Below are 23,081 nucleotides of genomic sequence, written 5' to 3' on the forward strand. Positions count from 1 at the left end.
CTTGCAATATGGTCCATCCTATTGTAAAATAAACAGAAGTGCCCATTTTAGAAATGAGAGACGAGAGCGGAGAGGCGGTGAAGCATCGTGAGCATGACGGTCATCCAGTCGGTGGACCCCAGAAGTCCGGCCCACCGGGCGGGGCTGCGGGTGGGGGAGACCCTGACCCACATCAACGGCCACCAGATCGTGGACGTGCTGGACTATAAGTTCTTCAGCTATGACACCCGGCTGGAGCTGGTGCTGCGGGAGGAGGACGGCTCCACCCGCACCGTCCGCCTGCGCAAGCGGGAGGGGGAGGACCTGGGGCTGGAGTTCCAGACCTATTTGATGGACCGGGCCCGCTCCTGCGCCAACAACTGCATCTTCTGCTTTGTGGACCAGATGCCCCCGGGGATGCGGCCCAGCCTGTATTTTAAGGACGACGACGCCCGGCTGTCCTTTTTGCTGGGCAACTATCTGACCCTGACCAATATGTCGGACCGGGAGGTGCAGCGGATCATCGACCTGCGCATCTCGCCCATCAACATCTCTGTCCACACCACCGACCCGGAGCTGCGGGCCATGATGCTGAAAAACAAGCGGGCGGGCCGGACCATCGACATTATGCGCCGCTTTGCCGAGCATCACATCATCATGAACTGCCAGATCGTCTCCTGCCCCGGCATCAACGATGGGCCTGCTCTGGACAAGACGCTCAATGACCTGGCGGAGATGTTCCCCTCGGTGAACAGCGTGTCGGTGGTGCCCGTGGGGGTGACCAAGTTCCGGGAGGGGCTGTACCCCCTAAAGCCCTATACCCAGGAGCAGGCCGGGGCGGTCATCGACCAGGTGGAGGCTTTTGCGGCCAGGCACCTGGAAAAGCAGGGGACCAGGCTGGTGTGGTGCTCGGACGAGTTCTATCTCATCGCCCGCCGTCCTCTGCCCGAGGAGGAGTTCTTCGAGGAGTTCACCCAGCTGGACAACGGCGTGGGGATGCTGCGGATGCTGATGGAGGAGTTCCACCGGGGGCTGAAGCTGATGGAGCCGGAGGAACTGGCCCAGGCCCGGCCCTTTGCCATCGCCACCGGCGTGTCCGCCGGACCTTTTTTGGCCCAACTGGTTGACCTGGCCCGGGAGAAGTGTGATACAATAAAGGGGACCGTATACCCCATCGCCAACCGGTTCTTCGGGGAGACCATCACCGTGTCCGGCCTGGTCACGGGGGGCGACCTCATCGACCAGCTGCGGGGCAGGGACCTGGGGGAGCGGCTGCTGATCCCCACCAATATGCTCCGGGCGGGGGAGCGGGTGTTCCTGGACGACGTGAGCCTGGACGACGTGGAGCGGGAGCTGGGCGTGCCGGTGATCCCGGTGGCCCAGGACGGCTATGAGCTGCTGGACGCCATGTGCGGTCTGGCCACCGCCCCGCCGGACTTTAAGCCCAACCTGCCCGAGGACGAGTATTACCGCTATAACCCGGGGACACGATAAAGAGAGACCAACAGCGGGCGGCTTTCGCCCGGGAGAAAATAGGAGTGAGTGATCGCGTGAAACCTTTAGTAGCCATTGTGGGACGGCCCAACGTGGGCAAGTCCATGCTGTTCAACAAGCTGTGCGGCCAGCGGCTGTCCATTGTGGAGGACACCCCCGGCGTCACCCGGGACCGGCTGTATGCCCAGTGCGAGTGGCGCAACCGGGTGTTCGACATTGTGGACACCGGCGGCATCGAGCCGGGCACCGACGACCAGATCCTGTCCTTTATGCGGGAGCAGGCGGAGATCGCCATCCAGGCGGCCACCGTCATCGTCTTTGTGTGCGACATCAAAACGGGCATGACCGCCGCCGACCAGGAGGTGGCCAACATGCTCCTGCGCTCCCGCAAGCCGGTGGTGCTGGCGGTGAACAAGGCCGACCAGACCGGGCGGGAGAACCCGGACGTGTATGAGTTCTATAACCTGGGCCTGGGCGACCCCATCTCCGTCTCCGCCCTCCACGGCCACGGCACCGGCGACCTGCTGGACGCCTGCTTCCAGTTCTTCCCCCCGGACGAGGAGGAGGAAGAGGAGGATGACGTCATTAAGGTGGCCGTCATCGGCAAGCCCAACGTGGGCAAGTCCTCCCTCATCAACCGCATTCTGGGGGAGGAGCGGGTCATCGTCTCCAACGTGGCGGGCACTACCCGGGACGCGGTGGACAGCTACTTTGAAAACGCCAAGGGCAAATACCGCTTTATTGACACCGCCGGAATGCGGAAGAAGTCTAAGGTGGACGACCGCATCGAGAAGTTCTCCGTCCTGCGGGCCACCATGGCCATCGAGCGCAGCGACGTGTGTCTCATCATGATCAACGCCCAGGAGGGCGTCACCGAGCAGGACACCAAGGTGGCCGGTCTGGCCCACGAGGCGGGCAAGGCCTGCATCATCGTGGTGAACAAGTGGGACGCCATCGAAAAAGACGGCAAGACCATGGACAAAATGCGCCAGGACGTGATGCGGGATTTGAGCTATATGACCTATGCCCCCGTCCTGTTCATCTCCGCCCTGACGGGCCAGCGGGTGGACCGGCTGTTCGACCTCATCAACTACGTGAACAACCAGGCCGCCACCCGTATCTCCACCGGTATGCTGAACACCGTTCTGGCCGACGCCACCGCCCGGGTGCAGCCCCCCACGGACAAGGGCCGCCGCCTGAAGATCTACTATATCACCCAGACGGGCATCCGTCCCCCCCACTTCGTCTGCTTCTGCAACGACGCCCGGCTGTTCCACTTCTCCTATCAGCGCTATCTGGAAAACCAGATCCGCAGCACCTTCGGCCTGGAGGGCACCCCCGTGCGCATGACCATCCGGCAGAAGGGCGACAAGGAGGGGTAAGGCGTGGGTGCGCTGGTTTATTTCCTTGTGGGCTACAGTCAGCTGTGGCTGGCCGCCCTCGTCGCCTATTTCTGCGGCTGCTTCAACGGGGCGGTGATCGTCTCCAAATATATCCTGCGGGACGATGTGAGAAACCACGGCAGCGGCAACGCGGGGCTGACCAACTTCTTCCGCACCTTCGGCGGGCCGCTGACCGTTGTGGTCATCCTCACCGATGTGCTGAAGGCCATCGTCGCCATTCTCGTCTCCGTGTGGCTGGGCGGGCTGTTCGACCCCCGTATCCTGCCCACCACGCCCCTGGAGAACCAGGCCATGATCCTGGTGTTCTTCAAGTATTGGGGCGGCCTGTTCTGCCTGCTGGGGCACATGTTCCCCTGTATGTTCCACTTCAAGGGGGGCAAGGGCATTTTATCCGGCGGCACCATCGCCATTATGATCGACTGGCGCGTTGCCCTGGTGGTGTGGGGCGGCTTCCTTATTTTGGCCGTGCTTACCCGATATGTGTCCCTGGGTTCCTGCTGGGCGGGGGCCAGCTTCCCCTTCATCACCTGGTTTGTCTATCGCAGCGTGCCCGTGACGGTGTTGGCCGTCATCATCGGCGGGCTGATCCTGTACATGCACCGGGGCAACATCCACCGTCTGCTCACCGGTACGGAAAATAAATTCACTCTGCACAAAAAATCCTGACAAGGAGGACGCAGCTATGAAGATCACAGTATTGGGAAGCGGCGGCTGGGGCACGGCCCTGGCGCTGCTGCTGCTGGAAAACGGAAACGACGTGACCCTCTGGTCCTATCACCAGGCGGAGTCTGACACCCTGCGCACCACCCATGAGAACCCCCTGCTGAAGGGGGTCGTCATCCCGGAGGAGATGAAGTTCACCTGCGACCTGTCCGCCGTGAAGGGCTGCGGCCTGGTGGTCATGGCCACCCCCTCCTTTGCCGTGCGGTCCACCGCCGCCCAGGTGAAGGACCTGCTGGACCCGGGTACCATCGTTGTCTCCGTGTCCAAGGGCATTGAGAAGGACTCCTCCCTGCGCTTAAGCCAGGTCATCGAGGCGGAGATCGGGGACAAGTGCCCTGTGGTGGTGCTGTCCGGCCCCTCCCACGCCGAGGAGGTGGGCCGCCACATTCCCACCGGCGTGGTGGCCGCCGCCGACGACCCCAAGATCGCCGCGCAGGTCCAGGATCTGTTCATGAACCAGCGCTTCCGGGTGTACACCAGCGATGACAAGATCGGCACGGAGATCTGCGCCGCCCTGAAGAACATCATCGCCCTGTGTGCCGGCTGCTGCGACGGCATGGGCTGCGGGGACAACACCAAGGCCCTGCTGATGACCCGTGGCCTGGCGGAGATGGCCCGGCTGGGCGTGGCCCTGGGCGGCAAGAAGGAGACCTTTACAGGCCTTGCGGGCGTGGGCGATCTGATCGTCACCTGCTGCTCCATGCACTCCCGCAACCGCCGGTGCGGCATCCTCATCGGCCAGGGCAAGCCGGTGCAAGAGGCCGTGAAGGAGATCGGCGCGGTGGTGGAGGGCTATTACGCCGCCGCCAACGCTCGCACCCTGGCCCAGAAGACCGGGGTGGAGATGCCCATCGCCCAGGCGGCCTATGAGGTCCTGTACGAGGGCCGCGACGTCCACGGCGTGGTCACCGACCTGATGACCCGCTCCAAGCGCTCCGAGCACGACGAGAGCTGGGAGAGATAAGTTCAAATCAGCCAATCAGGGGCTGCCGCATGAGCGTTTTGCTTGTGCGGCGGCCCCTTTCTGCCGGAAGAGACAAAAACAGCGAAATCACAAATTTGTGAACTTCTCCTCCAACGGATTGACGGGACAACGGCGGGGATGATATACTAACTTAGTTTGAAATTGTTTGTAACGGCGAGGTGCGCGTATGTGGTATTCCAAAGACTGGAAGGACTATGAACTCATCGACTGCGGCCGGGGGGAGAAGCTGGAGCGCTGGGGCGACCAGCTGCTGGTCCGGCCCGACCCCCAGGCCATCTGGAACACCCCCAGGACCAACCGGGGGTGGAAGCACAACTCCGGGCGCTATGCCCGTTCCTCCACCGGGGGCGGCCAGTGGCAGAACAAGTCCATGCCGGACCGGTGGACTGTGTCCTATCGGGACCTTACCTTTAATGTAAAGCCCATGAACTTTAAACACACCGGCCTGTTCCCCGAGCAGGCGGCCAACTGGGACTTTGCCCGGGAGCAGATCGAAAAGGCCGGGCGGCCCATCAGCGTGCTGAACCTGTTCGCCTACACCGGCGGGGCCACCGTGGCCTGCGCCGCCGCGGGGGCCAGCGTGTGCCACGTGGACGCGGCCAAGGGCATGGTCCAGTGGGCCCGGGAGAACGCCAAAAGCTCCGGCCTGGAGCAGGCCCCCATCCGCTGGATCGTGGACGACTGCGCCAAATTCGTGGAGCGGGAGATCCGCCGGGGCAGAAGATACGACGCCATCATCATGGACCCGCCCTCCTATGGCCGGGGCCCCACCGGCGAGGTGTGGAAGCTGGAGGACAACCTGTATCCTTTTGTGGAGCTGGTAGCTGGGGTGCTGTCTGACGACCCGCTGTTCGTCATTCTCAACTCCTATACCACCGGCCTGGCCCCCAGCGTGGCCACCTATATTCTGGAGACCATCGTCTCCAAGCGCTTCGGCGGACACACCCAGGCGGACGAGCTGGGTCTGCCCGTCACCGAGAGCGGACTGTTCCTGCCCTGCGGGGCCACCGGGCGCTGGACCCGGGGCTGACCGAAGAGGTATAACCTGGCGCGACGCGCCCATAAAAAGGAAAGATAGATATGGATAAGCCGATCATCAAAACAGAGGGCCTGCGCTTTTCCTACACCACGGCGGAGGGCGTGTCCCCGGTGGTGCTGGACGGCGTGGACCTGGACATCCAGGAGGGGACCTTTGTGGCCGTGCTGGGTCACAACGGCAGCGGAAAGTCCACCCTGGCCAAGCACATGAACGCCATCCTGCTGCCCTCCGGCGGAAAAGTGTACGTGGATGGCATGGACACCGCTGACGAGACCCGGCTGCTGGACGTGCGCCGCACGGTGGGCATGGTGTTCCAGAACCCGGACAACCAGATCGTGGCCAACGTGGTGGAGGAGGATGTGGCCTTCGCCCCGGAGAATCTGGGCGTCCCCCCGGAGGAGATCCGCCGCCGGGTGGACGACGCCCTGAAGGCCGTGGGGATGTATGAGTTCCGGGAGCACGCCCCCCATCTCCTCTCCGGCGGCCAGAAGCAGCGCATCGCCATCGCCGGGGTCATCGCCATGCAGCCCCGGTGCATCGTCCTGGACGAGCCGACGGCCATGCTGGACCCCATCGGCCGGGCGGACGTGATCCGCACCATCAAGCAGCTCAACCGGGAGCGGGGGGTGACGGTGGTGCTCATCACCCACCACATGGACGAGGCCGCCCAGGCAGACCGCCTGGTGGTCATGGCCAAGGGAAAGGTGGTGGCCGACGGCAGCCCCAAGGAGGTCTTCTCCGACGTGGAGGGCCTGCGGAAAGTGGGCCTTACCGTGCCCTATACCACCCAGCTGATGTGGGAGCTGCGCCAGGCGGGCTATGACGTGCCCCTGGACGCCCTCAGCGATGAGGAGTGCGCCGCGGCGCTGTTCGACCTGCTCCAGAACCATCAACAGGCGGGCTGAGCCCGCTGGGACCTGGGCGTGATCTTGCAAGAGACATGCACCACGAGAGATAAAAGGACTGACGCTATTTTGAACGCCATTATAGAGACAAAGCAGCTGACCCATATCTATTCCGCCGGCACCCCCTTCGAGCGGGGCGCCCTGCTGGAGGTGGACTTCTCCGCCATGGAGGGGGAGTACCTGGGCATCATCGGCCACACCGGCTCGGGCAAGTCCACCCTGATCCAGCATCTGAACGCATTGCTGAAGCCCACCTCCGGCCAGGTGCTCTTCCAGGGCCAGGACGTGTGGGCCGACCCCGCCCGCACCCGTCAGACCCGTTTTCAGGTGGGGCTGGTGTTCCAGTATCCCGAATACCAGCTGTTTGAAGAGACCGTGTATAAAGACATCTCCTTCGGCCCCAAGAACATGGGCCTGGACGAGAAGGAGGTGGACCGCCGGGTGCGGGAGGCCGCGGCCTTTGTGGGCCTGCGGGACGACCAGCTGGAGAAGTCCCCCTTCGAGCTGTCCGGCGGCCAGAAGCGCCGGGTGGCCATCGCGGGGGTCATTGCCATGGAGCCGAAGGTGCTCATTCTGGATGAACCCACCGCCGGGCTGGACCCGGTGGGCGTGGAGTCCATCCTGGGCAACATCCGGGACTATCACCAGGCCCACAACGCCACCGTGATCCTGGTGTCCCACTCCATGGAGGAGGTGGCCCGGACGGTGGACCGCCTGGTGGTGGTGAACGACGGGAAGATCCCCTTCCAGGGCACGCCGCGACAGGTGTTCCAGCACGGGGACGAGCTGGAGCGCATGGGCCTGGGTGTCCCCCAGCTGACGAGGGTGTTCCACCGGCTGCGGGCCATGGGGGCCGACGTGGACCCCTCGGTGTATACCCTGGAGCAGGCCAAGACCGCCCTGCTGGAAAGACTGGGCCACGCTGGAAAGGGGGCGGTGTAAATGGCGCTGAAGGATATCACCCTGGGGCAGTATTTCCCCGGCAGCTCCCCCGTACACCGCCTGGACCCCCGGACGAAGATCCTGGCGGTGGTGCTGTATATCACCGCCCTGTTCCTGGCCAAGTCCTTTGTGACCTATGGCATCATGTTCCTGGTGCTGTGCGCCTCCATCGCCCTGTCCAAGGTGCCGGTGAAGTCCATCCTCCGGGGCTTAAAGCCCGTGCTGTTCATCGCGGTATTCACGGCGGTGCTGAACCTGCTGTACACCCCCGGCGAGCACGTGCTGGCCAAGCTGTGGATCTTTACCATCACCCTGGAGGGCGTGTTCACCGCCTTCTTTATGGTCATCCGCATTATGATGCTGATCGCGGGGACCTTTTTGCTGACCTATACCACCTCGCCCATCCTGCTCACCGATGGGCTGGAGTCCCTGCTGGGGCCGCTGAAGAAGATCAAGGTGCCCGTGCACGAGCTGGCCATGATGATGTCCATCGCCCTGCGCTTTATCCCCACCCTCATCGAGGAGACGGACAAGATCATGTCCGCCCAGCGGGCCAGGGGGGCCGACTTTGAAAGCGGCAACCTGATGCAGCGGGCCAAGGCCATGATCCCCCTGCTGGTGCCCCTGTTCATCTCCGCCTTCCGCCGGGCCGACGAGCTGGCGGTGGCCATGGAGTGCCGCTGCTATCACGGGGGAGAGGGCCGGACCCGTCTGCGCCAGCTGAAATACGGCGGGAACGACTGGACCGCCCTGATCCTGTTTTTGGTCATCACCGTGGCGGTGGGCGTGCTGGGCCGGTTCGGCCTGTAACTTCACCCATTTTAGGAGGGGACTATGGAACGGAATATCGCCCTGAAACTGATGTATAACGGCACGGCCTATCACGGCTGGCAGGTGCAGAAGAACGCGGTCTCCGTGGCGGAGACTTTGGAAAAGGCCCTGGCCACGGTGGTGTGCCACCCGGTGAAGTGTACCGGGGCGGGGCGCACCGACGCCCATGTCCACGCGGAGACCTATGTGGCCAACTTCCGCACCACCTCCACCATCCCCTGTGACCGCATCCCCCTGGCGGTGAACACCCGCCTGCCCAAGGACATTGTGGTGGTGCGGGCCACAGAGGTCCCCCCGGAGTTCAACGCCATCGGCTCCTGCCACAAGAAGGAGTATACCTATCGCATCTATAACTCCCGCCTGGGCAACCCCTTCTATGTGGACCGGGCCTGGTTCTATCCCAAGCGCCTGGACGAGAAGATCATGCAGCGGGCGGCGGACCAGTTTGTGGGCACCCACGATTTTCGGGCCGTCCGCTCCGTGGGCACCGAGACCCGGACCACCGTGCGCACGGTGTACTATTTCAACGTGGAGCGCCGGGGCGACCTGATCGAGAGCCGGGTATGCGCCAACGGATTTTTGTATAATATGGTCCGGGCCATGGTGGGCACCATCGTCTATGCCGCCGAGGGCAAGCTGGCCCCGGCGGACATCCCCGCCATCCTGGACTCGGGCAATCGCACCCTGGCCGGGCCCACTGTGCCCCCCGGGGGGCTTTACATGACCCAGCTGTGGTATGACGAGGACGTGCTGTAACGAACGGGAGCGAGAGACATGAGCGAACAGCAGGAGAAAAAACCGAATATTTTTCTGCGCCTGCTGGCCTTTCTGGTCACGCTGGCCCTGGTTTTAGGGGCGCTGGCCCTGGTGGTATACCGGGACCGGCTGAACTTGGACGCGGTGAAGCGCTGGCTGTCCTTCCGCAAGGTAGAGACCGGGGACACCGGCGAGGCCGCCCCCTTCACCCACGCCGGGGGCGACAAGCTGTCTGTGGAGTATCTGGAGGACGGGGTGGTGATGACCTCCGCCTCCGGCGTCCACTACTACTCCTTCTCCGGCGAACCCTATGCCGAGGAGGTGGTCACCATGGAGAACCCGGTGCTGTGCGCCGGGAGCCGGGCCGCCGTGGCCTATGACGTGGGGGGCCAGTCCCTGTTCGTGCTGCGGGGGAAGAGCGAGACCATGGACCTGTCTCTGGACAGCGGCGAGCTGCTGTCCGCCCGGGTGAACGACAGCGGCTATCTGGCCGTCACCGCCCAGCAGAGCGGCTATAAGGGCGCGGTGACCCTGTATAATGCCGGGGGAGAGAAGGTCATCCAGATCAACCTGTCCTCCACCTTTCTGGTGGATGCGGCCCCATCCCCCGATGGGCGGACAGTGGCCGCTGTGGCTATCGATTCTGACGGGGGCAGCTTCCGCAGCCGGGTGCTGTTCTATCAGGTGAACCAGAAGGAGCCCAGTCTGGAGGTCTCCCTGGGCGGCTCGTCGGTGCTGGACATGCGCTATACCGACAGCGGCCTGTGGGTGCTGGGGGAGAGCAGTCTGATGATCGTCTCCCCGAAAGACGGCAGCGTGCAGACCTATTCCTTCGGGCGCTCCTACTTAAAGGGCTGCGATTTAAGCGGCGACGGCTTTGCCCTGGTGCTGCTGGGCCGCTATCGGGCGGGTTCCGCCGACCAGGCAATTACCGTGAACGCCCAGGGGGAGCAGCAGGCCGTGCTGAGCTTGGGCGGCCAGGTGCTGGACTTCTCCGCCGGGGGCAGCTATTGCGCCGTGCTCACCGGCACGGGCCTTACCGTGTATGACCCGGACATGGAGCAGGCGTCGTCCATGCAGTCCACCATGGGGGCCAGAAGGGTGGACATGGGGGCCGACGGCACCGCCGTCCTGGCCGACAGCCAGCGGGCCTGGCTGTATATCCCGGGCTGATCTGCCCTTAAGCCCAGCGCCGCAGTTTTGAATGGAGGCAAGCATTCTTTATGAGCAATGTGTTAGATATCATCATCATCGCCGTGGTGGCCGTGGCGGCCTGGCGTGGCTATCGCAAGGGCCTGGTCATGACCCTGTGCGGATTTTTGGCCGTGTTTGTGGCCCTGGCCGGGGCCACTGTGGTCTCCAACGCCCTGGCCGGACCGGTGAGCCAGGCCATCCGCCCGGCGGTGGAGCACCAGATCCAGACCGCCTTTCAGCACAAGGCGGACGAGACGGCCCAGTCCGCCATCGACAACAGCCAGAGTGCCGCAGACCCCACCATGGAGGAGGCGGTGACCATCCTGAAGGACTCTAAGGTCTATCAGGGCTTTGTGGAGGGCTTTCAAAAGGCCCTGAACGACGGCATCGTGGCCGCCACCACCAACGCCGCCCGGGCCATCTCGGACTATGTGGCCCGGCAGATCGCCAAGACGGTGCTGTATGCCGTGGCCTTTGTGCTGATCTTAGTGCTGTGGACCATCCTCAGCCGGGTGCTGGACCTGGCCTTCAAGCTGCCGGTGCTGTCCACCCTGAACCGCTGGAGCGGCGGGGCGGTGGGCCTGTGCGAGGGCGTGCTGCTGGTGTTTGTGGTGTGTACCCTGCTGAAGGGCGGCGTACTGCCAGAGGAGGTCGTGGAGAACTCCCACCTGCTGAAGCTGCTGTAATGGCCCAAAATGCAAGCCGCGCCCTGGGAACAGGGGGCGGCTTATCAAAAATTGCCGCCCGACGCATAAAGTGGAAGCCGGAGGGGGACCTTTTCCGGCCCCAATTCACGACAAGTTCATAATTGTGCGTTATAGTATCATCTAAGAAACCCTTTTCCCGAAAGGAATGTTGTGTTATGCAGCCGACTATGTGCAGCCGCTGCGGCAAAAACGTCGCAGTGATCTTTATCACCAAAATGGAAAACGGCACCACCAAAAACGAGGGTCTGTGCCTGAAATGCGCCAGAGAGATGGGCATCAAGCCCATTGACGATATGATGAAGAAGATGGGCATCAACGACGAGGACCTGGACAACCTGACCACCGAGATGATGTCCGCCTTTGGCGGGGCCGAGGGCCTGGAGGGCCTGATGAACCAGCCCCAGGGCGAGGACGGGGAGGAGGACGACGGGCGCACCGCCACCTTCCCCTTCTTAAACCAGCTCTTCGGCGGCGGAGTTGCCCCTCAGCAGCCCGCCGGGGGAGAGTCCGGCCAGAAGAAGGAGGGGGAGGACGGAAAGAAGTCCGGCCCCAAGCACCCCAAGCGGAAGTTTTTGGACAGCTACTGCATCTCCCTGTCCCGCAGGGCCAAGGAGGGCAAGCTGGACCGGCTCATTGGCCGGGACCGGGAGCTGGACCGGGTCATTCAGATTTTGAACCGCCGCCAGAAGAACAACCCCTGTCTCATCGGCGAGCCCGGCGTGGGCAAAACGGCCATCGCCGAGGGCCTGGCCCAGAAGATCGCCCAGGGGGAGGTGCCCTATAAGCTGCTGGACAAGGAGGTCTATCTGCTGGACCTGACCGCCCTGGTGGCGGGCACCCAGTTCCGGGGCCAGTTCGAAAGCCGCATGAAGGGCCTGATCGAGGAGATCCGCAAGCTGGGCAACATCATCCTGGTCATTGACGAGGTCCACAACATCGTGGGGGCCGGAGACGCCGAGGGGTCCATGAACGCGGCCAACATCCTAAAGCCCGCCCTGTCCCGGGGGGAGATCCAGGTCATCGGTGCCACTACTCTGAACGAATACCGCAAGCACATCGAAAAGGACACTGCCCTGGAGCGGCGCTTCCAGCCTGTGATGGTGGAGGAGCCCTCCATCGAGGACAGCGTGAAGATCATCGAGGGCATCGCCCCCTATTACGAGGCCTATCACCAGGTGACCGTCTCCCCGGAGATGTGCCGCCGGGCGGTGGTGATGAGCGAGCGGTATATCACCGACCGCTATCTGCCCGACAAGGCCATCGACCTTATCGACGAGGCCTGCTCCAACGTGAACCTGCACAACCAGGCCCTGGCCCGGGTGGCGGCCATCAACAAGGAACTGGCCGACCTGGCCAAGGAGCAGGAGGTCATGTCCGCCGCCGGAACGGAGGACGCCTATCGCCGCCTGGCCGAGATCAAGAGCACCCAGCTGAAGCTGGAGGGGGAGCGGCAGGGTCTGGAGGAGCAGCCCCAGCCCGAACTCACCGAGGAGAACCTGGCCAACGTCATCGAGCTTTGGACCAACATCCCCGCCAGCCGCATCCAGGAGACAGAGTATCAGCGCCTGGCCCAGCTGGAGCAGCGCCTGGAGAGCCACGTCATCGGCCAGAACGAGGCCGTGGAGGCAGTGTCCGCCGCCATCCGCCGGGGCCGGGTGGGCATCAGCCCCAAGCACAAGCCCGTGTCCTTCATCTTTGTGGGCTCCACCGGCGTGGGCAAGACGGAGCTGGTGAAGCAGCTGGCCGCCGACCTGTTCGACAGCCCTGACGCCCTCATCCGTCTGGACATGTCCGAGTTTATGGAGAAGCACGCCGTGTCCCGCATCATCGGTTCCCCTCCGGGCTATGTGGGCTATGACGAGGCGGGGCAGCTGACGGAGAAGATCCGCAGAAAGCCCTATTCCGTGGTGCTGTTCGACGAGATTGAAAAGGCCCACCCCGACGTGCTGAACATCCTGCTGCAAGTACTGGACGATGGCCGGGTGACCGACGCCCATGGCCGCACGGTGAACTTTGAAAACACCGTCATCGTCATGACCACCAACGCCGGCAGCAACACCAAAGTTGGCTCCGTGGGCTTTGGCCGCACCGCCAACGAGCAGGGGAAGGACCGGGCCATGAAGGCCCTTCAGGACTTCCTGCGGCCGGAGTTCATCAACCGGGTGGACGAGATCGTCTACTTCAACCAGCTCACCCGGGAGGACTTTAAGGGCATCGCCGCCCTGATGCTGGGGGAGCTGGCCCGGGCCATGGAGGAGAAGCAGATCGCCTTCACCTGGGACAACGCCCTGCTGGAGCACCTGGTGGAGAAGTCCTACTCCGCGACTTACGGCGCCCGGAACCTGCGCCGCCTGATCCAGAAGGAGCTGGAGGATACCATCGCCGTCCGGCTCATCGAGGGCTATGCCCACCCCGTAAGCCAGATGCAGGCCACCGCAGCGGACGGCCGCATCCAGCTGACCGCCATGTAACTCTCCGGGCGGACCGAAGGCTTTTCCAGGCCGCCGGTCCGCCCGGTTTTTCTTGACAACCCACAGTCGATATAGGATAATACTCACATATGACGCATTTCGCGCCCGTCCAGAAGAAGGAGCTGTTCGCCATGGTAAAAGTCAACCAGAACTATTTAAAGCTGCCCGGCAGCTATCTGTTTTCCGAGGTGGCCCGGCGCATCGCCGCCCACTCCGCCGCCCATCCCGAGGCCAAGATCATCAAGCTGTCCATCGGCGACGTGACCCGCCCCCTGGTCCCTGCCGTGGTGGAGGCCATGCACAAGGCGGTGGACGAGCAGGGGACCTATGAGGGCTTCCATGGCTATGGCCCCGAGCAGGGCTATCCCTTCCTGCGGGAGGCCATCGCCCAGTTCGACTATCAGAAGCGGGGCGTGGACATCCAGCCCCAGGAGATCTTCATCTCTGACGGCGCTAAGAGTGACTGCGGCAACATCGGGGACATCTTCGACGTGGACAATGTGGTGGCCGTGTGCGACCCCGTCTATCCTGTGTATGTAGACACCAACGCCATGGCGGGCCGGGCCGGGGACTTTGTACCCGAGCTGGGCCGGTGGAGCCGCCTGGTGTATATGCCCTGCGTAGAGTCCAACGGCTTTATGCCCGAGCCCCCCAAGGAGAAGGTGGACATCATTTATCTCTGCTTCCCCAACAACCCCACCGGCTCTATGGCCACCCGGGAGCAGCTGAAGATGTGGGTGGACTATGCCAACAAGAACGGCTCCATCATCCTGTATGACTCCGCCTATGAGGCCTTTATCTCTGACCCCGACATTCCCCACACCATCTTCGAGATCGAGGGGGCCCGCACCTGCGCCATCGAGTTCCGTTCCTTCTCCAAGACCGCCGGCTTCACCGGCACCCGCTGCGCCTATACCGTGGTGCCCATGGAGCTGGAGCGGGACGGGGCCAAGCTGAACACCATGTGGAACCGCCGCCAGACCACCAAGTTCAACGGCGTGCCCTACATCGTCCAGCGGGGCGCCGAGGCCGTTTATACCCCCGAGGGCCGCCGCCAGATCATGGAGTCCATCGCCTATTACCAGAACAACGCCAAGGTCATCCGCGAGGGGCTGACCGCTGCGGGTCTGGAGTGCTTCGGCGGCGTGAACGCCCCCTATATCTGGATCAAGACCCCCAACGGGATGCCCTCCTGGGACTTCTTCGACTTGGTGCTGGCCAAGGCCAACGTGGCCACCACCCCCGGCGCGGGCTTCGGCCCCAGCGGCGAGGGCTTTGCCCGGCTCACCGCCTTCGGCGACGCTGAGGCCACCAAGGAAGCCGTGGAGCGGGTGAAGTCCGTCCTGTAAGGCCAATGCCCCCATAAAAACGTCCCCGGCTGCGTACAGCGCGGTTACTGTACGGCAGCCGGGGGCTTTGGCATATGCATATAGAGAAAACGGGTCACAGCCGCACGGGCACGGGGTCCGCTGCCGTCAGGCTGTCCGGGGTGACGGAGCAGCCCAGGGCAAACACCTCTACCCCGGCGGCAGCGGCCTGGCGGAGGGCCTGGCCGAACTGGGGGTGGGTGACGTCGTTGGGCTGGACGTATTTGGCCCCGGCAAGCTGGACGATGAAGCACAGGGCGGCCTGATACCCCGCCTGACGGGCGGCGGCCAGCTCCTCCAGGTGCTTCACCCCCCGCAGGGTGGGGGCGTCGGGGAAGCGGACCACGCCGTCCTCCTCCAGAGTGACCCCCTTCACCTCCACAAAGCCCCGGTCTGACGCCGTCTCCCAATAGAAGTCGAAGCGGGAGGTACCGAAGGTGGTCTCCGGTTTGAGCAGGGTCAGTCCCGGGCGGAAATGGCCCGACTGGGCCCACTCCAGAAAGACCCGGTTGGGGGCCTGGGCGTCCATGTTGACCAGCAGGGGGCCGTGGGCCGTCGCCTTTTCCACGGCGACCAGGTCATATTTCGTCTTTCGGGCGGGATTGCTGCCCGGGACGAGATAGACCCGGCAGCCGGGGAGGAGCAGCTCCCGGCAGCGGCCCGTGTTCTTCACGTGGCAGGTCTCGGTGCGGCCATTTAGCTCCACCTGGGCCACAAAGCGGTTGGGCCGGGACAGAAACGTCCCGGGGATACAACTGGAGTATCGCATAAGCATTACCTTTCAAACGCAGATCAAGACGGCCAAGTAGCGGGGCCGCAAGACCCAGTATAAACCGACAGAAGGGAAGAGACAAGACCCATGGAGAAGGAAGAGAGAAACGCCTGTTTCAGCATCGTCATGGCCGCCGCCCTTTGGGGCTGCATGGGCGTGTTTTTGCGGCTGCTCACCGGGGCGGGACTGCCCTCTAACGCGGGGGTGGCCCTGCGGGGCTGCCTGTCGGCCCTGCTGTATGGGCTTTATCTGGCCATCAAAGAGCCGAAGGCCCTGAAGATCGATCCCCGGCACTGGTACTATTTCTTCGGCAGCGGCGTGTGCTCCCTGATGCTGTCCGGCATGTGCTATTTTCACACCATCCAGGCCAGCTCCATGGCGGTGGCGGCGGTGCTGCTGTATACCTCTCCGGCCTTTGTCATTCTGCTGTCCGCCCTGTGCTTCCACGAGAAGATCACCCTGCAAAAACTGGGGGCGCTGGTGGTGACCTTTGCGGGCTGCGTCCTGGTCACGGGGCTGTTCCCCCTGGGGCAGCAGTCGGTGGCCCCCGGGGTGATCCTGTGGGGATTGTGCGCCGGGTTCACCTATGCCCTGTATCCCATCTTCAATAAGCTGGCCCTGCGGGACTATGGGGTGAACACGCTGACCTTTTATACCTGCCTGTTTATGGGCCTGTCCGCCCTGCCCTTCTCCGGCCTGGTGCAGCATCTGGACCGGCTGGCCGACCCCAAGGCGCTGGTGGGGGCCGTGGGCATCAGCGTGTTCTGCTGCATCGCCCCCAATCTGCTGTATAACCGTGGCCTGCGCCACACGGAGACGGGGCGGGCGGCCATCCTGTCCACGGCGGAGCCCATGGTGGCCGCCCTGCTGGGGGTGCTGGTCTATCACGAGTCGGTGACCGTCTATAAGCTGGCGGGCATCGCGGCCATTCTGGCGGCGGTGCTGTTGATGAACGCAGGAGGCCGGAAGCGGTGATTTACAACGGCCCGGAAGTGGGCTATACTAGATAGAAATCAAAACATTCGAGGTACTCTATGAAAAAACGCATCATTCCCCTGCTGCTGGCCCTTGCCCTGGTGTTGACCGGGTGCGGGGGCGGCAGCTCTGCCGACACGGACAACGCCCGGCTGCGGGTGGTGACCACCACCTATCCCATCTATCTCTTCGCCAGCGCCCTGACCCGGGACGTGGACGGAGTGGTGGTGGAGCGGCTGGACACCGGGTCCACCAGCTGCCTTCACGACTATACCCTGTCGGTGAACGACATGAAAAAGCTGAATCACGCCCAGGTCATCGCCCTGAACGGGGCGGGGCTGGAGGACTTTATGGACGACGCCCTGGCCACCTCTGAGGCGGCGGTGATCGACTGCGATGAGGGGGTGGACCTGCTGCCCGCCCTGAACAGCCACGACGTGGAGGAGGATCACGCGCACGACGCGCATGACCACGACCACGAGGACCACGACCACGGGGACATCGACCCCCACTATTGGATGGACCCCCGGCGGGCGGTGCAGATGATGGAAAACCTGGCCGATGGGCTGAGTCAGGCCGACCCGGCCCACGCCCAGGACTACGCCCGAGCAGCCCAAAGCTGCACGGCGCAGCTTAGCGGCTGGGCGGAGGAGCTGAACGATCTGTTTGACAGCGCCCGGCGGCAGGAGGTGGACTTCTCCGGCCTGATCACCTTCCACGACGGGTTCCAGTATTTTGCCGCCGCCTATGACCTGCCCCTGCTGGCCTCCATCGAGGAGGAGGCGGGCAGCGAGGCCAGCGCCAAAGAGATCGTGGAGATCACCGACCTGGTGAAGGAGAAGGGCATCCCCGTCATCTTCACCGAGGTCAACGGCTCCGACGCCACCGCCCAGGCCATCCACCGGGAGACGGGCTGCGCCGTGGCACAGCTGACCATGGTCATGGACGGGCCGGACGATCAGCTGGTAAACTATTATAACGCCCTGCTGGCCAACGCCAAGGCCGTGATCGACGGCTTTGCGGGAGAGGAACTGGTGAAGTAACGTGAGACAGATCAAACACGGCAAGCTGGCCGCCGGATGCGCCGACGCCTGCTGCCTGAAGCTGGCGGACCTGTCCGTCAGTATGCAGGGGGACGCCATCTTACAGGATGTGTCCTTCCACCTCCACTGCGGGGAGATCGTGGCCCTCATCGGTCCCAACGGGGCGGGCAAATCCACCCTGTTCCGCAGCATCCTGGGCCAGCTGCCCTATAAGGGTTCCATCACTTTCTCCCCGGCGGGGGGACCGGCCATCCGTCTGTCAGACGGGTCGGTGACCGGGGGCAAGCGCCCGTTAGTCGGCTATGTGCCCCAGGCCCCCAGCTTTGACCGGGGGGACCCGGTGTCCGTGCTGGACTTCTTCGTGGCGGCCACGGCCAAGTGGCCCGTGTGGCTGCCCATCCCCAAGAAATACCGGGACCAGGCGGCGGCCTGTCTGGCCCGGGTTCACGGAGAGGACCTGCTGGACCGGCCCATGGGCGGCCTGTCCGGCGGCCAGGTCCAGCGGGTGCTGCTGGCCCTGGCATTAGAGCCAGTGCCCCACATCCTGATCCTGGACGAGCCTCTGTCCGGCGTGGACATCGAGGGGGAGCACCAGCTGCTGGAGATGCTGGACGAGCTGCGCACCCAGTATGACTTGTCCATCTTCCTGTCCACCCACGACTTTGCCACCCTGGACCAGTACGCGGACAAAGTCATCCTGCTGGACCACAAGGTGCTGAAGATGGGTCCCCCGGACGAGGTGCTGTCCTCCCCGGAGTTTTATCAGACCTTCCATCTGCGCATGGGGAAAGGGGGGGAGCACCAATGACCTGGTGGTATTCCCTGGTGTCTCTGCTGCCCTTCGAGTGGGCCGCGCCGGACACCATGCTGTTCATGAAAAACGCCCTGCTGGCGGTGCTTATCATCTCGCCCCTGTTCGGCATCCTGTCCACCATGGTGGTCCACAGCCGTATGTCCTTCTTCTCTGACGCCCTGGGCCACTCCGCCTTCACCGGCATGGCCATCGGGGCCATCTGCGGCTTTCAGGAGCCGACGTGGGCGGCGGTGATCTTCGCCATTCTCTTCGCCCTGCTCTTCAATGTGGTGCGGCGGCGGTCCGCCCTGGGCAGCGACACGGTGATCGGGGTGTTCTCCTCCACCGCCGTGGCCCTGGGCATCTTCCTGTCCACCCTGAACGGGCGCTCCTTCACCAAGTTCAACAACCTGCTCATCGGCGACATCCTGTCGGTGGAGCCGGGGAAGATCGGGGTGCTGGCCCTGATCCTGGTGCTGGTCATCGCCCTGTGGGTGCTGTCCTTCAACCAGCTGATGCTCTCCGCCGTCCATCCCGCCCTGGCCGATAGCCGGGGCATCCGGGTGTTCTGGCAGGAGACGGTGTTCTCCATCGCCATCGCCGTGGTGGTCACCCTGTCCATGACCTGGGTGGGCCTGCTGGTCATCAACTCCCTGCTGGTGCTGCCCGGCGCGGCGGCCCGGAACGTCGCCCGGAACATGTGGCAGTATCACCTGCTGTCCTTCCTGGGGGCGGTGTGCGCAGGGGTGGCCGGACTGCTGACCTCCTACTACATGGGCCCCTCCGCCGGCGCGTCCATCACCCTGTATTTGGCGGCGTGGTTTTTGGTCACATTTTTGCTGCGGAAGAAGAATTAAGAGATATAAAAATAAGGGGACCTGTGGGAAAAACACAGGTCCCCTTGTTTGAGAAATACCACGTCAGCGGGTGAGCAGAGCAAAGAGTTGGTATACGTAGAATGTTAAAAAGAGCATTTTAAATAATTCGCTCTGGATACGCATACGTTTAAAGAAGTTATCGTTGCCTAGCACTACGCTATAAATAACAGGAACAACGGCAATAGAACCTAATTTTATAACTAAGTCGGTGTCCATACTCGCAAAGCTCACCCCGTTACTAATAATAATTTTGTCCATCAAGTTTCAGATTTGTAAGTGCCATTGTTATAAAAGATTTTCTGAACCTTTCCGTTCTTCATGAAAATTCCCTCCATTCAGAATATTTTAGAGATTAGAGCGGTTCTAACGTCTGCCGTGAAGTGAAATTACAGAAAACGGCAAAATTAACTAAAAACATTTGACTTATATCCAATCTTTTTGTTTGTATTGACATTATAATGGCTTTTAACACATCTGTCAATAGACGGCACGAGTTGCACACGGGCTAAATGTTTAAGATTTTCTTAAATCTGTTATAGCCTACTTGAAAGACGGGAGCACAAGATGATAAGTTGAGGATACCAAATAGGCAGAACAGGAGGGCCGCAGATGAGAAACGAAAAGAACCGGATGAAGTGGGTGGCGGCGCTGTGGACTGCGGCGGCGGTGGTGTGGGCCATGGTGCTGCTGCTGGATGTGGTCTATGACAGACATACCTCCGGCGGCCTGGTCCTGCTGCACCTGGCAGCAGCGGGGCTGAATATCGCGGCGGCATGGCTGGCGTGGAGGAGCTGCCGGAGACATTGAGGCGAAAAAACAGCCGCTGGTTAGGCGGCTGTTTTTCTGAAAATTTCAGGTGTCGATATCCACCAGCACGTTATCTGTGCCATGTTCTTCAAATTCGGCGATGTAGGCGTCAATGCGGCTGGTGAGTTCGGCGTAGTTGCTCTCGTCGATGGGCACGTCGTCCATATCCCGGCGGGCCAGGTCCTCGGCCAGGATGTCAAAAAAGACGTTGTTTTCATACTCGGCGATGGCCTCGTGGATGCCGCCCTCCACAAAGGCTCGGGAGGGGACGATCTCCCCCTGATACAGCTCGGCCAGGCCGGGCATACCCTCTATGGCGGCCCGGGCGAAGACCAGGCTCTCCACCTCGTCATAGTCGGCAAAGCGCTCCTGTCCCCGGGTGGAGTTCAAGATCCAGTTGCCGATGTAGACCAGGTCCAGCAGACGGCGAAACTGTTTTTTGCTCAATTCCAGCTTCATAGATGGGACCTCCTTTCCTGGAGTTAGAAACTGGGTCATTCTTATTATAATCGGCGGGGCCCATTTGTCAAATGGAAGAAAAATTTCCCCTTGTCATTCCGATGGAAATGGCATAAAATAAACTCTGCCTGAATTTGGGCCCCCAGCCTTTACAAGCGGGGGCAAAGCGTGTATAATACCCCCACCTGTGGACGTCTCTGGGCGAACGTGGGAATGAGAGCCATTTGGAGGCGGAACAATGGAAAAAGACGTGGTCATCTCCATCAAGGGGATGCAGAAATACGAGGGCAACGACCCGGACACCGTGGAGCTGGTGACAGCGGGCCGCCTGATGAAGGACAAGGCCGGTTACACCCTCAGCTATCAGGAGAGCGAGATCACCGGCCTGGAGGGCACCCTGACCACCATTCAGGTGGAGGGGGAGCAGGTGACCCTGATGCGCATGGGAGAGTTCAACTCTCAGATGGTGTTTCAGGAGGGCCGGCGGCATCTCTCCATGTACAATACACCCTATGGCGCAATGTCCGTTGGGGTGAATACCCGGCACCTGCTGGCCGACCTGAGCGACAAGGGGGGCGACATCGAGATCGACTATGCCATCGAGATCGACCACGCCATCGCCGGACGCAGCGTGTTCCAGATCAAGGTGCGGGAGGCCGACGGTGCCACCCTGCGGCAGTAAAGCCTTTATGCGTTTTCGCCCCGTTGGGGCGAAAACGATGTGTGAGTTCGATTTTGATAGAAAAGGTGATAATATGAGCAACATGATCCAGGCCGCCCGGCAGCAGGTGGCCCAACTGACCCAGGCCGCCTATGAGAAGGCGGCCCAGGCCGGCGTTCTGCCCGCCGGGGTGGAGGTGAACGCCACCATCCAGATCCCCAAGGACACCGCCCACGGGGACTATGCCACCTCCTTCGCCATGGCCGGGGCCAAGGCCATGCACATGGCCCCCCGGGCCATCGCCCAGGCCATCGTGGACAACCTGGAGCTGGAGGGCAGCTTCTTTCAGAAGGTGGAGATCGCCGGGCCCGGATTTTTGAACTTCACCCTGGGCCCCAAGTGGTTTGGCGACGTGCTCTCCGCCGTGGAGACCCAGGGCGCGGCCTATGGCTCCGGGGACGAGGGCCACGGCAAGCGGGTGATGGTGGAGTTCGTCTCCGCCAACCCCACCGGCCCCATGCACATGGGCAACGCCCGTGGCGGCGTGCTGGGCGACACCTTGGCCAACGTGCTGCGCCGGGACGGCTGGGACACCTGGAAGGAGTTCTATGTGAACGACGCCGGCAACCAGATCCACAAGTTCGCCGTGTCCATCGACGCCCGCTATCGCCAGATCATCCAGGGGGAGGAGAACGTGCCCTTCCCCGAGGAGGGCTATCACGGGGACGACATCAAGGCCCTGGCCCAGGCGGTGTACGCCGCCCACGGGGACAGTTGGCTGAAGCTGCCCGAGGAGGAGCGCCTGGACAAGCTGGCCGAGTATGGCCTGGCCGTGAACATCCCCAACATGAAGGCCGACCTGAAGCGCTATGGCATCGAGTATGACCAGTGGTTCTTCGAGTCCAGCCTGCACCAGTCCGGCTATGTGGCCGAAACAGTAGCCCTGCTGGGAGAGCGCGGCTATACCTATGAGAAGGACGGGGCCCTGTGGCTGAACACCACTCAACTGCTGAAGGAGAAGTATCTGCGGGAGGGCAAGACCCAGGAGCAGGTGGACAAGCTGGACCTGAAGGACGACGTGCTCCGCCGGGCCAACGGCTTTTACACCTATTTCGCCGCCGACATCGCCTATCACCGGAACAAGCTGGCCGTGCGCAACTTCGACGTGGCCATCAACATCTGGGGTGCCGACCACCACGGCCATGTGGCTCGCCTCCAGGCCGCCCTGGACGGCCTGGGCCTGAACGGCTCTGAGCGCCTGGTGGTGGTGCTGATGCAGCTGGTGAACCTGATGCAGGACGGCAAGCCCGTGCGCATGTCCAAGCGCTCCGGCAAGGCCATCGCCCTCCACGATCTGCTGGACGAGATCAGCGTGGACGCCGCCCGGTATTTCTTCAACTCCCGGGCCTCCACCAGCCCCCTGGACTTTGACCTGGACCTGGCCGTGCGCCAGGACAGCGAGAACCCGGTGTACTATGTCCAGTATGCCCACGCCCGCATCTGCTCCCTGACGGCCCGCCTGGCCGAGGAGGGCTCCGCCGTCCCCGCCGCCGCCAACGTGGACGCCGCTCTGCTGAATGCCCCCGAGGAGCTGGCCCTGGTGAAGGCCCTGGCTCAGTATCCCGAGGAGCTGCACCTGGCCGCCCGGGACTATGACCCCAGCCGCATCAACCGCTATCTGGTGGCCCTGGCCGGGGATTTTCACCGGTTCTATAACGCCTGCCGCATCAAGGGGGAGGAGCAGCACCTGCTGCTGGCCCGCCTGAAGCTGGCCGACACCGTCCGCGCCGTCCTGGCCAACGGCCTGGGCCTGCTGGGCGTGTCCGCACCCGAAAAAATGTGATAAAATCATTCCCCCCAACGGGGGGAATGAAAAATTGCCGCCGTACTGCTGTGC

General features: G+C 62.8%; 22 protein-coding genes. 20 read left to right on the plus strand and 2 right to left on the minus strand.

Annotation, left to right across the window (positions count from 1 at the left end; genetic code table 11):
* Nucleotides 1-93 precede the first annotated feature (93 nt).
* From ACSAMP_RS08355 to ACSAMP_RS08415, 13 genes are all read left to right on the plus strand, one after another.
* On the plus strand, nucleotides 94-1,473 hold the full coding sequence (locus ACSAMP_RS08355; protein ID WP_457800407.1) for a DUF512 domain-containing protein: 1,380 nt from the start codon (nucleotides 94-96) through the stop codon (nucleotides 1,471-1,473).
* Between the two features lie 56 nt (nucleotides 1,474-1,529).
* The gene (gene der, locus ACSAMP_RS08360; RefSeq protein WP_441796489.1) at nucleotides 1,530-2,855 is read left to right on the plus strand and encodes a ribosome biogenesis GTPase Der; all 1,326 of its coding nucleotides are present in this window, start codon (nucleotides 1,530-1,532) and stop codon (nucleotides 2,853-2,855) included.
* A 3-nt stretch (nucleotides 2,856-2,858) separates the two neighbouring features.
* On the plus strand, nucleotides 2,859-3,542 hold the full coding sequence (locus ACSAMP_RS08365) for a glycerol-3-phosphate acyltransferase (protein ID WP_457800132.1): 684 nt from the start codon (nucleotides 2,859-2,861) through the stop codon (nucleotides 3,540-3,542).
* Between the two features lie 16 nt (nucleotides 3,543-3,558).
* Complete coding sequence (locus ACSAMP_RS08370; protein WP_457800133.1) at nucleotides 3,559-4,563, plus strand: NAD(P)H-dependent glycerol-3-phosphate dehydrogenase; 1,005 nt, start codon at nucleotides 3,559-3,561, stop codon at nucleotides 4,561-4,563.
* A 187-nt stretch (nucleotides 4,564-4,750) separates the two neighbouring features.
* A complete protein-coding gene (locus ACSAMP_RS08375) occupies nucleotides 4,751-5,614 on the plus strand; it encodes a class I SAM-dependent methyltransferase (protein ID WP_457800134.1) in 864 nt (287 codons plus the stop codon).
* A 50-nt stretch (nucleotides 5,615-5,664) separates the two neighbouring features.
* Complete coding sequence (locus ACSAMP_RS08380; protein ID WP_441796485.1) at nucleotides 5,665-6,528, plus strand: energy-coupling factor transporter ATPase; 864 nt, start codon at nucleotides 5,665-5,667, stop codon at nucleotides 6,526-6,528.
* A 69-nt stretch (nucleotides 6,529-6,597) separates the two neighbouring features.
* Entirely contained in the window at nucleotides 6,598-7,470 is an 873-nt protein-coding gene (locus ACSAMP_RS08385; protein ID WP_457800135.1) for an energy-coupling factor transporter ATPase, read from the plus strand.
* Entirely contained in the window at nucleotides 7,471-8,280 is an 810-nt protein-coding gene (locus ACSAMP_RS08390; RefSeq protein WP_457800136.1) for an energy-coupling factor transporter transmembrane component T family protein, read from the plus strand. It begins immediately after the preceding gene.
* A gap of 24 nt (nucleotides 8,281-8,304) precedes the next feature.
* On the plus strand, nucleotides 8,305-9,057 hold the full coding sequence (gene truA, locus ACSAMP_RS08395; RefSeq protein WP_457800137.1) for a tRNA pseudouridine(38-40) synthase TruA: 753 nt from the start codon (nucleotides 8,305-8,307) through the stop codon (nucleotides 9,055-9,057).
* An 18-nt stretch (nucleotides 9,058-9,075) separates the two neighbouring features.
* The gene (locus ACSAMP_RS08400) at nucleotides 9,076-10,230 is read left to right on the plus strand and encodes a DUF5711 family protein (protein WP_457800138.1); all 1,155 of its coding nucleotides are present in this window, start codon (nucleotides 9,076-9,078) and stop codon (nucleotides 10,228-10,230) included.
* Nucleotides 10,231-10,280: 50 nt separating this feature from the next.
* Complete coding sequence (locus tag ACSAMP_RS08405; protein WP_457800139.1) at nucleotides 10,281-10,937, plus strand: CvpA family protein; 657 nt, start codon at nucleotides 10,281-10,283, stop codon at nucleotides 10,935-10,937.
* 176 nt (nucleotides 10,938-11,113) lie between these two features.
* A complete protein-coding gene (locus ACSAMP_RS08410; protein ID WP_457800140.1) occupies nucleotides 11,114-13,429 on the plus strand; it encodes an ATP-dependent Clp protease ATP-binding subunit in 2,316 nt (771 codons plus the stop codon).
* A gap of 131 nt (nucleotides 13,430-13,560) precedes the next feature.
* Nucleotides 13,561-14,778, plus strand: a complete 1,218-nt coding sequence (locus tag ACSAMP_RS08415; RefSeq protein WP_441796636.1) for an LL-diaminopimelate aminotransferase — start codon at nucleotides 13,561-13,563, stop codon at nucleotides 14,776-14,778.
* 94 nt (nucleotides 14,779-14,872) lie between these two features.
* Here the strand turns inward: ACSAMP_RS08415 and sfsA are convergent, their stop codons facing one another.
* Nucleotides 14,873-15,565: a DNA/RNA nuclease SfsA gene (gene sfsA, locus ACSAMP_RS08420; protein WP_457800141.1), complete on the minus strand. Its 693-nt coding sequence runs from the start codon at nucleotides 15,563-15,565 to the stop codon at nucleotides 14,873-14,875.
* Nucleotides 15,566-15,655: 90 nt separating this feature from the next.
* Here sfsA and ACSAMP_RS08425 point away from each other — a divergent pair, with 90 nt between their 5' ends.
* The 5 genes from ACSAMP_RS08425 (at nucleotide 15,656) to ACSAMP_RS08445 (ending at nucleotide 20,064) form a co-directional block, all read left to right on the plus strand.
* On the plus strand, nucleotides 15,656-16,543 hold the full coding sequence (locus ACSAMP_RS08425; RefSeq protein ID WP_457800142.1) for a DMT family transporter: 888 nt from the start codon (nucleotides 15,656-15,658) through the stop codon (nucleotides 16,541-16,543).
* A 59-nt stretch (nucleotides 16,544-16,602) separates the two neighbouring features.
* Nucleotides 16,603-17,586, plus strand: a complete 984-nt coding sequence (locus ACSAMP_RS08430; protein WP_457800143.1) for a metal ABC transporter substrate-binding protein — start codon at nucleotides 16,603-16,605, stop codon at nucleotides 17,584-17,586.
* A 1-nt stretch (nucleotide 17,587) separates the two neighbouring features.
* Nucleotides 17,588-18,394, plus strand: coding sequence for a metal ABC transporter ATP-binding protein (locus ACSAMP_RS08435; RefSeq protein ID WP_441796475.1), 807 nt, complete (start codon nucleotides 17,588-17,590; stop codon nucleotides 18,392-18,394).
* Nucleotides 18,391-19,236 carry a metal ABC transporter permease gene (locus ACSAMP_RS08440; protein ID WP_441796474.1) on the plus strand — a complete coding sequence of 282 codons (846 nt, stop codon included), beginning with the start codon at nucleotides 18,391-18,393 and terminating at the stop codon, nucleotides 19,234-19,236. Before ACSAMP_RS08435 ends, ACSAMP_RS08440 begins: the two co-directional genes overlap by 4 nt.
* 630 nt (nucleotides 19,237-19,866) lie before the next feature.
* Nucleotides 19,867-20,064 (plus strand): hypothetical protein, encoded by a 198-nt coding sequence (locus tag ACSAMP_RS08445; protein ID WP_457800144.1) that lies wholly within the window; start codon nucleotides 19,867-19,869, stop codon nucleotides 20,062-20,064.
* 45 nt (nucleotides 20,065-20,109) lie between these two features.
* Here the strand turns inward: ACSAMP_RS08445 and ACSAMP_RS08450 are convergent, their stop codons facing one another.
* A complete protein-coding gene (locus tag ACSAMP_RS08450) occupies nucleotides 20,110-20,523 on the minus strand; it encodes a hypothetical protein (protein ID WP_457800145.1) in 414 nt (137 codons plus the stop codon).
* A gap of 238 nt (nucleotides 20,524-20,761) precedes the next feature.
* Here ACSAMP_RS08450 and ACSAMP_RS08455 point away from each other — a divergent pair, with 238 nt between their 5' ends.
* Nucleotides 20,762-21,205, plus strand: a complete 444-nt coding sequence (locus ACSAMP_RS08455) for a YwiB family protein (RefSeq protein ID WP_186878767.1) — start codon at nucleotides 20,762-20,764, stop codon at nucleotides 21,203-21,205.
* A 73-nt stretch (nucleotides 21,206-21,278) separates the two neighbouring features.
* On the plus strand, nucleotides 21,279-23,027 hold the full coding sequence (argS, locus tag ACSAMP_RS08460; protein ID WP_441796471.1) for an arginine--tRNA ligase: 1,749 nt from the start codon (nucleotides 21,279-21,281) through the stop codon (nucleotides 23,025-23,027).
* Nucleotides 23,028-23,081 lie beyond the last annotated feature (54 nt).

Source organism: Flintibacter sp. SJQ-8 (assembly GCF_054108085.1).